Raw genomic sequence first — 12,455 nt, 5'->3', positions numbered from 1 at the left:
CCTTAAAGCGACATCAGTTTCTTATCACGAGCCCACTCTTCTGGTGTGAACGCTTTAATTGATAATGCGTGAATGTCGTTACGCTGGATGTATTCCATCAGAGGACCATAAATTAACTGCTGCTTCTTAACGCGGCTCATTCCATCGAAACAAGCATCAACAGCAACCACCTCATAGTGGCTACCTTCACCTTTTACATGCACTTCTTGAAGGTTTAGTGCTTCTTCTAATAACTGTTGTACTTTTGCGCTATCCACAATTTACCCCTGATAATTCTGTATGTGTTTGGCCACTAAAGATTCAACATTGCTAAGTTGAAACAAAGTGCGCAGTTGCGCCGGCACGAAACTGAGCATTATATGACAGTTTTGCTTTTTTGCATGCTCTAATAAGTGGATTAACATCACCATTCCTGCAGAGTCGACGCGCTCTATCTCTTTTAACGAGCATTCCAGCTCAGCTTGAGCTGGTTGCCATTGCTGAGCATACGCCCACAATGAGGGTACTGTATCTCTATCAAGTGCCCCTGTTAGCTTAAGAATGTTTTGATCTAATTGCCACTGAGCGGGAGTCTGGGCCATTATTTCTTCGCCTCAAAGCGAATCGGTTCCGCAGCTAATTTCTCTAGATCTTTCGCGACAGATAGAATGCCTTCTTGACGAATTTTGCTATTCCATTCTGACTGTTTGCTAGAGAGTAAACTAATGCCTTCCGCAATCATATCGAACGCTTCCCACTCACCAGATTTGTTGTCTTTACGCAATTTGAACTCTAACTTGATGTTTGGACGCGGCGTATCGATGATATCAACTTTAATGCTGGTGATACGCTTAGAGTCATCAATGCTAGGCTCAGGACCAAATTCAATTTGTTGATCACTGTATTGCGTTAGCACTTGGGCATATGAAGCAATTAAATACGCGCGAAATGCATCGATAAACTCAAGTACATCCTCACGTTTCGCTCCTTTTAGGTTTGGACCTAGGAGCTTTAACCCAGCATAGCGGTAGTTGACGTAAGGCATTAGCTCTTCTTCGACAATCACCTTGAGTAAATCTGGGTCTTGTTTGATTTTCGGCTGCTCGGCTTTTAATCTTTCGAAAGTGACTTCAGCCACTTGCTTCATCATCTTATAAGGTTCAGTTTTATCCACTTCTGCTGCACTTGTACCAAACGCGCTAAACACAGCACAAACTGAAAGTAATAATCTCGCTAACATAGTTATTCCTTACTTGAATCGTCTGAACCACCTACGCTGTAAAGCACTTGACCAATTAAGTCTTCAAGCACGAGCGCTGATTTGGTGTCTTCGATGGTATCGCCATCGACCAGCATGACTTCATCGTCAAAAACAAAGCCTGGTACTAAACCAATGTATTGCTCACCAATCAAGCCAGACGTCAAAATTTGTACGCTTGACGTTTCTGGGAATTGATTGTATTTGCTATTGATCGATAGACTCACAACAGGTAATAAGTTATCTGGGTTAAGCGAAATATTGCTTACCCGGCCAATTACAACCCCACCCACTTTTACTGGCGAGCGAACTTTTAAACTACCAATATTATCGAACTCAGCTTTGAGGGTGTAAGTATCACCAGAGCCAATGCTTTTTACGTCAGCAACTTGAAAAATCATCACAAGAATCGCGCAAATTCCCGCTAATACAAAGCTGCCAACCCATAATTCAGTTTTACGTGTTTGTTGCATGATTAATTCCCAAACATCAATGCGGTCAGTACAAAGTCTAGTCCTAGTACTGCTAAAGAAGAATGCACAACAGTGCGCGTAGTTGCTCGGCTGATCCCTTCCGAAGTTGGAATAGCATCATAACCATTAAATAGAGCGACCCAAGTAACCGTAATTGCAAACGCAAAGCACTTGATCATACTGTTACCAATATCCTGTCCTAGTTCAACTGAGGACTGCATCGCTGACCAAAAACTGCCATGGTCAACACCTTTCCAGTCAACACCAACAAGCTGGGCGCCCCAAATACCCACCGCCATGAAAATCATAGCCAGTAATGGCATTGAAATAGCACCAGCCCAAAAACGTGGCGCGATCACTCTTTTCAAAGGATCTACCGCCATCATTTCAAGGCTAGAAAGTTGCTCCGTCGCTTTCATCAAGCCTATTTCTGCAGTTAACGCAGAGCCTGCACGACCAGCAAACAGAAGTGCAGTGACAACGGGCCCTAATTCACGTAGCAATGAGAGCGCCACCATTTGACCCAAACTGCCCTCTGCGCCGTAATCCACCAGCACAACATAGCCTTGTAGGCTCAAGACCATACCAATGAACAACCCAGATACGACGATAATCGCCAGAGACTGGACGCCTACGGAATAAAGTTGTTTAACGAGCAGAGGAAAGCTTTTGAGCGGTTGTGGCTTAGTAAACAGTGCCCCGATCAGCATGAAAGTCGCACGACCAAATGCTCCGCAGATGGAGAGCGTTCGTCTACCTAGTGAGGCGACAAAATGCATAAAGTTATCGACCATCAAATAAGTCCTTTTCGATACTTTGAGAAGGAAAGCGAAACGGTACCGGACCATCTGCATCACCTTGTAAGAACTGCTGAACGCGAGGGTCAGGATTCTGATTAAGCTCTTCTGGTGTGCCAAAAGCGATAATTTTGCCATCGGCCATCAGATAAACCCAATCGGCAATACTCATCACTTCAGGCACGTCGTGAGAAACGACTATAGAAGTTAAACCTAACGCATGATTTAGATTACTAATGAGCTCAACCAAGACACCCATGGTGATTGGGTCTTGTCCGACAAATGGTTCATCATACATGATTAAATCAGGATCCAGGGCGATCGCACGCGCCAACGCAGCGCGTCTAGCCATGCCACCCGATAGCTCGCTCGGCATCAATTGTGCCGCGCCGCGTAGACCGACGGCTTCAAGCTTAAGCAACACCATGGTACGAATCAGCTCTTCAGATAAATTCGTATGCTCTCGCAATGGGAAGGCGACGTTATCAAAGACATTCAAATCAGTGAATAAAGCTCCTGATTGAAACAACATGCTCATTTTCTTTCGAGCATGGTAGAGTTTTTTACGCGAGAGAGAGGGAATATTGTCGCCATCAAACCAGATCTCTCCTTGCTCGGGATACAACTGACCACCAATTAAACGCAGCAGTGTAGTTTTACCTATTCCCGATGGTCCCATAATGGCCGTCACTTTGCCCTCAGGAACATGCAGATCAATACCATCAAAGATCTTGCGCTCTCCCCGTGAAAAAGTGAGGTTGTTCACGGTGACTAAATCGTTGTTCGACATATCATCTCTTCTACTGTCGGAGCGTTGCAACTCACGGCATCATCAACCAGACACACAACGGAGTTGAATTTCACGTTTAATAAAGTAACGTCGGTACATTTATTAGGCTGCAATCATAAGCACATTGGCTTTGAATTTAAAGCACTGTTCAATTAAATAAAGTCGAGTATATACCTGCAATTTTTTGTGGATTACGATCAAATCAGCGCAAAGTGTTTAAATCCTAGACAAGAATTGCTGATTTAAATGAACGACATTTGCATACATTTTCGTTACTAACCTTTAATTTATTCGTCGTTTATCTTCCATTTTAGGCCGCAAAAGGTCAAAATTAGCGGTTATTCATTTTACTTATTTAATACTTAGGAATTCTCATGCTCGAAGCCGTAGCGTTGCTTATAGTCGGTCTTGTTTTGCTCGTATGGAGTGCAGATAAACTTGTTTTTGGTTCTGCAGCGATAGCCCGCAACGTCGGTATTTCACCTCTTGTCATCGGCATGACAATCCTTGCGATGGGCTCTTCTGCGCCAGAGATGATGGTTTCTGCAACCGCAGCCTGGGACGGAAAAACCGATACTGCAGTGGGTAACGTTTTAGGCTCAAACATCGCGAACATCGCGTTAATCCTAGGTATTACAGCACTCATAAAGCCTCTGTCGATTAGCTCCGCGGTCATCCGCCGGGAACTGCCATTAATGATTGCAGTAACAGTACTCGCCGGTATTCTGCTTTGGAATAGCCATCTCGGTTTTTATGAAGGTGTCTTATTGTTTGTACTCTTTGGGGCATTTTTATTTGCTATGTTGCAGATCAGCCGCAAAGAACAAAAATCAGGTGATGTTTTTCTTGATGACCAAGAGTCAGAGATCCCAGAAGGCGTCAGCAACCCTAAAGCGATCATGTGGGTGGTTATTGGCCTGATACTGCTTCCTTTGGCAGCAAGCATGCTAGTGGATAACGCGGTGATTATTGCAAAGTATTTTGGCATGAGCGATCTTGTCATCGGTCTGACTATCATTGCCATCGGCACTAGTCTACCTGAGCTCGCAGCATCGCTTGCTGGTGTTTTAAAAGGTGAAGACGACATGGCCGTCGGTAACATTATTGGCTCGAATGTGTTTAATATTCTGGCCGTAATGGGCATTCCCGGCATCATTAATCCATCGGTACTGAGTGAGTACGCGATGGGACGTGACTTCTGGGTCATGTTAGGCGTTTCACTGTTACTTGTCGCGATGTGTTTGGGTAAATCACGCAGTATTAACCGTATTGAAGGTGCAATCTTGTTTGCATGCTTCCTAGGTTATCAAGTGTACTTATTCGCAAACATGGCCGCTTAATTACCACGATAAATAAGTAGAGAACTGATATGTCCAATCAATTTGATTTTCGCGCTGCTGCTAAACAAGTTCTTGATATCGAAGTTGCTGCTCTGCAAGAGCTGGATACCTACTTTGATGATCAATTTGAGAAAGCGTGCGAACTGATCCTTTCCAACAGCGGCAAAGTAGTCGTTATGGGTATTGGCAAGTCAGGCCACATTGGTAACAAGATTGCTGCGACTCTGGCAAGCACGGGGACTTCTGCGTTTTTCGTTCACCCTGGCGAAGCAGCACATGGCGACTTGGGCATGATCAGCCCTGGAGATATTGTGCTCGCAATTTCTAACTCTGGTGAGTCAAACGAAATTCTGTCTCTATTTCCGGTATTAAAACGCCTGAACATCAAGATAATTAGCATGACAGGCAAGCCAGAATCCAATATGGCAAAACTGTCTGACTTGCACCTGCAAATCACGGTACCTCAAGAAGCTTGCCCACTAGGGTTGGCACCGACCAGCAGTACCACGGCCACATTAGTAATGGGAGACGCATTAGCCGTAGCCCTACTTCAAGCGCGTGGTTTTTCTGCCGAAGATTTTGCCCTATCTCATCCAGGTGGCGCGTTAGGGAGAAAACTGCTGCTTAAGTTGTCTGATATTATGCACTTTGGAGAAGCGTTACCTAAAGTTTCTCCAAACGCATTGATTCGCGATGCCCTGCTTGAAATTTCAGAAAAAGGGCTAGGCATGACCGCTATCGTCGATGAACACGATGCTATGCTTGGTATATTCACCGATGGTGATTTACGTCGCACCTTAGACAAACGCATTGATATTCATACGACCGCGATTGGCGAAGTCATGACGACAAATCCAACCACAGCGCACCCTGATATGCTAGTGGTTGAAGGTTTGAACTTGATGCAGAATAAAAATATTAACGCTCTGATTTTATGTAAAGACGAAAAAATTGTGGGCGCACTGAACATGCACGATTTACTAAAAGCTGGCGTGATGTAATATCAGCACAAACATTTAAATCATTTATTACACAAATAAAGGCAATGGTCAGGGAAGTACTGAGCTAAACGATAGGCCTTCATTATATGAGTTTTACTCGCCTTATTTATTTGCTCTTGATCTTCGTTGTCGCATGGTGCGGTTATTACCTACTGACCCCAAAAGGCAACGACGCAATTCAAGTAGCACCAGATTCTGAACTGCCCATGTTCAGTGGTACTGGACTGGAAAACATCACCTATGGTGAAGATGGTGTCCGCAGTTACATCATCCGCTCCACGAACTTAGACCATTATGCTAAGAGTGGAGATACCATTTTTAATAACCCGACTTTGATGGTTTACCGTGAAGGTAGCGTCATTGAATGGAAGGTGACGGCCACAAGAGCCGTGTTAGATGAAGACCAAGTTTTGACTTTATATGACAAGGTCTTAATGCAAAATCTTCTGCCGGGTGCGAGTTTTGATACCATGGCAACAGACAAGTTAGTCATTAATCTAACCAATCGTGATTTTAAAGCTGATCAACAGGTCATGTTGGTTGGGCCACAATTTGAAACTACTGGAGGCGCAATGCAAGGCAACTTAAAGCAGCATACCGCAACTCTGACAGACGAAGTTCAAGGTCGATATGAAACCGTTACACCTTAGCCTACTGGCACTGGTATTGGCGGCGCCTCAAGCGCTGGCACTTAAGTCGGATACTCAACAACCGGTTTACATTAACTCTGACACCCAACAAGTGGATATGAAGAGTAACCAGGTTATTTTTAAAGGCGATGTATCTCTTAAGCAAGGTAGCATCAATATCGATGCTGATAGAATCGTGGTAACGCGCGATCCTAAAACCGAAGCAATCAAACAGATTCAAGCATTTGGTAAACCTGCCAAGTTTTCTCAGCTGATGGACGATGGTAAAACACTGAGTGGTCAAGCTGTGGAGCTGGATTACCGTATTTCTACAGACGAACTGACCATGAAAGGTCAAGCGCAACTGGCACAAGACAACAACACCATTAAAGGTTCTTCGATTCGTTACCAAATTGGTAAACAAAAGCTAGTCGCCGATAGCTCTAAGGAAGAGCGCGTTACGACCATTTTGCAACCCAATCAGATAGAGAACTAATATGGCAGTACTGAGTGCGAAAAACTTGGCGAAAAGCTACAAAAAGCGCAAAGTCGTAACCGATGTTAGCTTGGAAGTTGAATCTGGTCAGATTGTTGGGCTGCTAGGCCCAAACGGCGCAGGTAAAACCACCTCGTTTTATATGATTGTCGGCTTGGTGCCACGAGATGAAGGCACCATTACCATTGATGATAAAGACATCAGTATTCTGCCGATGCACAGTCGTTCGCGTCTCGGGATTGGCTACCTTCCGCAAGAAGCGTCGATTTTCCGTAAGCTGTCGGTGGAAGATAACATCATGGCCGTACTCGAAACTCGTCAAGAAATGACACGTGAAGAGCGCCAAGATAAGCTGGAAGATTTGTTGGAAGAATTCCACATTCAGCACATCAGAACCAGTGCAGGTATGGCACTATCAGGGGGTGAGCGACGCAGAGTGGAAATCGCTCGCGCTTTAGCAGCCAACCCTCAATTCATTTTGTTGGATGAACCTTTCGCAGGTGTTGACCCAATCTCGGTTAATGACATCAAGAAAATCATCGAGCATCTACGCGATCGCGGCCTCGGAGTGTTAATCACTGACCATAACGTGCGTGAAACACTGGACGTATGCGAAAAAGCCTATATCGTAAGCCAAGGGCACCTAATTGCATCGGGAACTCCGGCAGAAGTTCTCAATAATGAACAGGTGAAACAAGTTTATCTCGGCGAACAATTCCGTCTATGATTATATTAGGAACGGTAAGATTCTGAGCATTACAAGGTAAGTAACACTGAATGAAACCTTCATTACAACTCAAGCTAGGTCAACAGTTAGCCATGACGCCACAGTTGCAACAAGCGATTCGCTTACTGCAACTGTCGACACTCGATCTTCAACAGGAAATCCAAGAAGCATTGGATTCAAACCCATTATTGGAAGTTGAAGAAGGCCAAGATGAGCCTCTAGCAAACGGTGAAGATAAATCAGCGGTCGAGGCTGCTGATAGCAACAGTGCTAACGAACCAGCAGACATTGACGTTCCAGACAGTTCAGACGTAATTGAGAAGTCAGAGATCAGCTCTGAACTTGAAATCGATACCACTTGGGATGACGTCTACAGCGCGAATACCGGTAGCACTGGCTTAGCTCTTGACGATGATATGCCCGTCTACCAAGGCGAAACCACGGAATCATTGCATGACTACCTAATGTGGCAGCTTGACCTGACACCATTCAGTGAAACCGATCGTACGATTGCATTAGCGATTATTGACGCTGTTGACGACTACGGTTACCTAACCCTATCTCCTGAAGAAATTCATGAGAGCTTCGATAACGAAGAGATTGAGTTAGACGAAGTAGAAGCCGTTCGTAAACGTATTCAGCAGTTCGATCCACTCGGTGTGGCATCACGCAACTTACAAGAGTGCCTACTGCTACAGCTAGCGACTTTCCCAGAAGACACACCGTGGCTTGCTGAAGCCAAAATGATTCTTGCGGATCATATTGATCACCTGGGGAACCGTGATTACAAGCTCGTCATCAAAGAGACTAAGCTGAAAGAAGCCGATCTCCGTGAAGTACTCAAACTTATCCAGCAGTTAGATCCTCGTCCCGGTAGCCGTATCACACCGGATGATACCGAGTACGTAATTCCAGATGTGTCCGTTTTTAAAGACAACGGCAAATGGACCGTTTCTATCAACCCAGATAGCGTTCCAAAATTAAAAGTAAATCAACAATATGCTCAATTAGGCAAAGGCAATAGCGCGGATAGCCAGTACATCCGCAGCAATTTGCAAGAGGCAAAATGGTTAATTAAGAGCTTAGAGAGTAGAAACGAGACGCTACTCAAAGTTGCAAGATGTATTGTTGAACATCAACAAGATTTCTTCGAGTATGGTGAGGAAGCCATGAAGCCAATGGTACTAAATGATGTAGCCTTGGCAGTGGACATGCATGAATCCACGATTTCTCGTGTAACAACACAAAAATTTATGCATACACCACGTGGCATTTTTGAATTGAAGTACTTCTTCTCTAGCCATGTTAGTACTGACAACGGCGGAGAATGTTCGTCAACAGCAATTCGCGCACTCATTAAAAAACTGGTCGCAGCAGAGAATACTGCTAAGCCATTGAGTGATAGCAAGATTGCTGCTCTTCTGGCTGACCAAGGGATTCAGGTCGCGAGACGTACGATAGCCAAATATCGAGAATCCTTGGGAATTGCCCCTTCAAGTCAGCGTAAACGCCTATTATAAGGCACTAACTGAAAAGGAAAGTCTATGCAAATCAATATTCAAGGCCATCACGTTGATCTTACCGATTCAATGCAAGACTATGTAAATTCTAAGTTTCAGAAGCTCGAAAGGTTCTTCGACCATATCAATCAAGTACATGTTGTACTAAAAGTTGAAAAAATCACTCAAATCGCGGAAGCTACGCTTCATATAAATCAAGGCGAAATCCACGCATCAGCTGATGACGAAAATATGTATGCCGCGATCGATTCGCTGGTAGATAAATTGGTTCGCCAACTCAATAAGCACAAAGAAAAACTAAACAGTCATTAATCATGCAACTGAGCGAAATACTGTCATTGGACTGCACCAAGAGTGCGGTCCACTGCACGAGTAAAAAACGCGCCCTTGAAATGATCAGCCGCATCGTGGCTGATCAAACGGGCCAAGATTCTACCGAACTGTTCGAGTGCATGCTCAACAGAGAGAAAATGGGCAGTACTGGTATCGGAAACGGTATTGCGATCCCACACGCTAGAATGCAATCGAGCGACAAGGCTATTGCTGTCTTGCTGCAATGTGATGAAGCAATTGAATTCGATGCGATTGATAATCGACCTGTCGACCTTCTTTTTGCGCTCCTTGTACCAGAAGAACAGTGCAAAGAGCACCTCAAGACTCTATCCTCTATGGCAGAACGTCTGAGCGATAAGCAAGTATTGAAACTACTGCGCAATGCTCAGAGTGATGAAGAACTTTACGACATCATGATTCACCAATAAGCAGGACGGACATCATGCGACTAATCGTGGTTAGCGGGCACTCAGGTGCCGGTAAGAGTATTGCGCTGCGCGTACTGGAAGACTTAGGTTATTACTGTGTTGATAACCTCCCAGTGAATTTGCTGGACGCATTTGTTCACTCTGTTGCTGACAGCAAGCAGAATGTTGCGGTAAGCATTGATATTCGCAATATCCCTAAAAAGCTAAAAGAACTGACTGGTACACTGGAGCAGTTGAAAACAGAGCTTGATGTGACCGTGCTTTTCTTGGACGCCAATAAGGAAACGCTACTCAAACGCTACAGCGAAACACGCCGAATCCACCCTTTATCTTTAGGTGGCACCTCTCTCTCCCTTGACCAAGCCATCGAGCGTGAGAAAGAAATTTTAACACCACTTAAAGCGCATGCCGATCTTGTACTGAACAGCAGCGGACAATCTTTGCATGAGTTGAGTGAAACCGTGCGTATGCGTGTTGAAGGCAGAGATCGCAAAGGGCTTGTTATGGTATTTGAGTCTTTTGGCTTCAAATATGGCCTGCCTTCCGATGCCGATTACGTATTCGACGTTCGCTTCTTGCCCAACCCACATTGGGAACCAGCGTTGCGCCCACTTACGGGTTTGGATGCTCCTATCGCCGCATTTTTGGAGCAGCACCAATCGGTGTTAAGTTTGAAATACCAAATTGAAAACTTTATAGAGAATTGGTTACCTCTTCTCGAGAAAAACAACCGCAGCTATTTGACCGTTGCAATAGGTTGTACCGGTGGTAAACACCGTTCGGTGTACTTAACTCAGCAAATCGGAGAGTACTTCGCCAATAAAGGACACCAAGTGCAAATTCGCCATACCTCACTAGAGAAAAACACTAAGGAGTAGCTGTGGAGTTAAGTCGTAAAGTATTGATTCAAAATCGCCTTGGCTTACATGCTCGCGCAGCCGTCAAACTGGTCGAACTGGCCCAGAGCTTTGAAGCGGTCATCACTATCGACAATGAAGAAGACAAAACCGCCACAGCAGACAGCGTAATGGGTTTATTAATGCTTGAGTCTGCTCAAGGACAGTACGTCACAATCCACGCTGCGGGTGAGCAAGCAGAAGAAGCACTGGATGCCGTTTGCCACTTAATCGAAGATAAATTTGATGAAGGCGAGTAATTTACTCGCTTTTTTATTACCTCTCACTCCCCTTCCCCTGACTGCGCCAATAAATAAATTTGCTTAGTATCATAAGTTGTTATTAAAAGGCGCCTAGAATTAAGTTATTATTCAACGCATTGTAAATATCAGGAATTGGGAGGAATGAATGGCAGAGCAAATTGAATTCGACCAAGCTCACCAAGCCCTCCAAGAAGTCACAGAAGCGCTAGAAAATGGCCGCTTCGTCCATGTTCGTCGTCAGTTACAGGACATGGAACCTGAGGATATCGCTCACCTTTTAGAAGCCTCTCCACGAAAAAGCCGTGAAGTTCTCTGGCAACTCACCGACCCTGAAGACTACGGTGAAATCCTCGACGAACTGAACGAAGACGTCAAAGATAGTCTCGTATCCAAAATGGCACCAGAAGCGCTTGCAGAAGCGACAGAAGGCATGGATACCGATGACGTGGCTTATGTACTGCGTAGCTTGCCAGACAACCTGTCACGTGAAGTCCTGTCGCAAATGGACTCCTCTGACCGTCTGCGTGTCGAAACCGCCCTGTCCTACCCAGAAGACACTGCAGGTGGACTGATGAACACCGACGTTATCACGATTCGTGGTGACGTAGATGTGGACGTGGTTTTACGTTATCTGCGTATGAAAGGTGAACTACCAGAAGCAACGGATGCACTTTATGTCATTGATGAAGAAAGCAAACTGATTGGTGAACTACCCATTACTCTGCTGATCACGACCCAGCCTGATGTCAAAATTGTCGACATCATGGAAGATGCTGACGAAGCGATTACTGTCGATACCAGTGATTCAGATGTTGCTAGTCTGTTCGAACGTCGTAACTGGGTCTCTGCTCCTGTCGTAGACGAGAATCAGCATCTCGTTGGCCGTATCACTATCGATGACGTAGTTGACGTTATCCGTGAAGATGCCGAGCACTCGATGATGAGTATGGCAGGTATGGACGATGACGAAGATACCTTCGCACCCGTTGTAAAATCAGCTCGCAAACGTAGTATCTGGCTTGGGGCTAACGTGTTGGCCGCACTCGCTGCCGCTTCTGTTTCTAACATGTTTGAAGCCACGCTAGACCAGATGGCTGCCATTGCCGTATTGATGACGATTGTTCCTTCCATGGGTGGTGTCGCTGGTAACCAAACCGTCGCACTAGTGATTCGTGGTCTTGCTCTTGGTCATATCGGTGACTCGAACAAACGAGAACTGTTGATGAAAGAAGCCTCGATCGGTTTACTCAACGGCATCATGTGGGCGCTGATTATTGGCGGCATTGTTGTCGCTTGGAAAGGTAACTGGATGCTAGGGGGAATCATTTCCGCAGCGATGCTGACCAACTTATTGGTCGCTGGGGTTGCCGGAGTAACGATTCCAATCCTCTTAAAGAAAATGAACATCGACCCAGCTTTAGCTGGTGGTATGGCGTTAACGACCGTAACGGATGTAATTGGTTTATCAGTATTCTTAGGGCTTGCCACAATACTGATTACCTAACTGCAAAAACAAAAAAGCCTG

17 protein-coding genes are annotated in these 12,455 nt (G+C 45.1%); 11 read left to right on the top strand and 6 right to left on the bottom strand.

The features are described 5' to 3' along the window. Positions 1-2 precede the first annotated feature (2 nt). From ibaG to mlaF, 6 genes are read right to left on the bottom strand one after another with little or no spacing between them, the layout of a single operon-like run. Complete coding sequence (gene ibaG, locus FR741_RS02315; protein ID WP_005396230.1) at positions 3-257, bottom strand: BolA family iron metabolism protein IbaG; 255 nt, start codon at positions 255-257, stop codon at positions 3-5. 3 nt (positions 258-260) lie between these two features. Further along, positions 261-581, bottom strand: coding sequence for an STAS domain-containing protein (locus tag FR741_RS02310; protein ID WP_005396231.1), 321 nt, complete (start codon positions 579-581; stop codon positions 261-263). Continuing rightward, positions 581-1,219 carry a phospholipid-binding protein MlaC gene (gene mlaC / locus FR741_RS02305; RefSeq protein WP_046873609.1) on the bottom strand — a complete coding sequence of 213 codons (639 nt, stop codon included), beginning with the start codon at positions 1,217-1,219 and terminating at the stop codon, positions 581-583. The genes FR741_RS02310 and mlaC overlap by 1 nt, the downstream gene beginning before the upstream one ends. A gap of 2 nt (positions 1,220-1,221) precedes the next feature. Beyond that, entirely contained in the window at positions 1,222-1,710 is a 489-nt protein-coding gene (gene mlaD / locus FR741_RS02300) for an outer membrane lipid asymmetry maintenance protein MlaD (protein WP_005396233.1), read from the bottom strand. 2 nt (positions 1,711-1,712) lie between these two features. Further along, positions 1,713-2,504: a lipid asymmetry maintenance ABC transporter permease subunit MlaE gene (gene mlaE, locus FR741_RS02295; protein ID WP_005396234.1), complete on the bottom strand. Its 792-nt coding sequence runs from the start codon at positions 2,502-2,504 to the stop codon at positions 1,713-1,715. Next, on the bottom strand, positions 2,494-3,297 hold the full coding sequence (gene mlaF / locus FR741_RS02290) for a phospholipid ABC transporter ATP-binding protein MlaF (RefSeq protein ID WP_048626854.1): 804 nt from the start codon (positions 3,295-3,297) through the stop codon (positions 2,494-2,496). Before mlaF ends, mlaE begins: the two co-directional genes overlap by 11 nt. A 374-nt stretch (positions 3,298-3,671) precedes the next feature. Here mlaF and FR741_RS02285 point away from each other — a divergent pair, with 374 nt between their 5' ends. From FR741_RS02285 to mgtE, 11 genes are all read left to right on the top strand, one after another. Further along, complete coding sequence (locus FR741_RS02285; RefSeq protein WP_005396236.1) at positions 3,672-4,637, top strand: calcium/sodium antiporter; 966 nt, start codon at positions 3,672-3,674, stop codon at positions 4,635-4,637. 29 nt (positions 4,638-4,666) lie between these two features. After that, positions 4,667-5,638, top strand: a complete 972-nt coding sequence (kdsD, locus tag FR741_RS02280; RefSeq protein WP_167426225.1) for an arabinose-5-phosphate isomerase KdsD — start codon at positions 4,667-4,669, stop codon at positions 5,636-5,638. An 86-nt stretch (positions 5,639-5,724) separates the two neighbouring features. Next, on the top strand, positions 5,725-6,288 hold the full coding sequence (lptC, locus tag FR741_RS02275) for an LPS export ABC transporter periplasmic protein LptC (protein ID WP_005396238.1): 564 nt from the start codon (positions 5,725-5,727) through the stop codon (positions 6,286-6,288). Continuing rightward, positions 6,269-6,763, top strand: coding sequence for a lipopolysaccharide transport periplasmic protein LptA (gene lptA / locus FR741_RS02270; RefSeq protein WP_005396239.1), 495 nt, complete (start codon positions 6,269-6,271; stop codon positions 6,761-6,763). Before lptC ends, lptA begins: the two co-directional genes overlap by 20 nt. A 1-nt stretch (position 6,764) precedes the next feature. Further along, complete coding sequence (gene lptB, locus FR741_RS02265) at positions 6,765-7,490, top strand: LPS export ABC transporter ATP-binding protein (protein WP_005396240.1); 726 nt, start codon at positions 6,765-6,767, stop codon at positions 7,488-7,490. A gap of 50 nt (positions 7,491-7,540) precedes the next feature. Continuing rightward, positions 7,541-9,010: an RNA polymerase factor sigma-54 gene (locus FR741_RS02260; protein WP_005396241.1), complete on the top strand. Its 1,470-nt coding sequence runs from the start codon at positions 7,541-7,543 to the stop codon at positions 9,008-9,010. Positions 9,011-9,034: 24 nt separating this feature from the next. After that, positions 9,035-9,322, top strand: coding sequence for a ribosome hibernation promoting factor (gene hpf / locus FR741_RS02255; protein WP_005381114.1), 288 nt, complete (start codon positions 9,035-9,037; stop codon positions 9,320-9,322). A 2-nt stretch (positions 9,323-9,324) separates the two neighbouring features. Then, positions 9,325-9,771, top strand: coding sequence for a PTS IIA-like nitrogen regulatory protein PtsN (gene ptsN, locus FR741_RS02250; protein ID WP_005381116.1), 447 nt, complete (start codon positions 9,325-9,327; stop codon positions 9,769-9,771). Between the two features lie 14 nt (positions 9,772-9,785). Next, the gene (gene rapZ / locus FR741_RS02245; protein ID WP_006742353.1) at positions 9,786-10,649 is read left to right on the top strand and encodes an RNase adapter RapZ; all 864 of its coding nucleotides are present in this window, start codon (positions 9,786-9,788) and stop codon (positions 10,647-10,649) included. Between the two features lie 2 nt (positions 10,650-10,651). After that, positions 10,652-10,927, top strand: coding sequence for an HPr family phosphocarrier protein (locus FR741_RS02240; protein ID WP_005396244.1), 276 nt, complete (start codon positions 10,652-10,654; stop codon positions 10,925-10,927). Between the two features lie 148 nt (positions 10,928-11,075). Beyond that, the gene (mgtE, locus tag FR741_RS02235; protein ID WP_006742352.1) at positions 11,076-12,434 is read left to right on the top strand and encodes a magnesium transporter; all 1,359 of its coding nucleotides are present in this window, start codon (positions 11,076-11,078) and stop codon (positions 12,432-12,434) included. Positions 12,435-12,455: the final 21 nt, after the last annotated feature.

It is taken from the genome of Vibrio diabolicus, from assembly GCF_011801455.1.
GTDB classification, from domain to species: domain Bacteria; phylum Pseudomonadota; class Gammaproteobacteria; order Enterobacterales; family Vibrionaceae; genus Vibrio; species Vibrio diabolicus.
The sequence above is the reverse complement of the archived record's forward strand: the minus strand, read 5'-3'. Positions and strand labels throughout refer to the sequence as shown.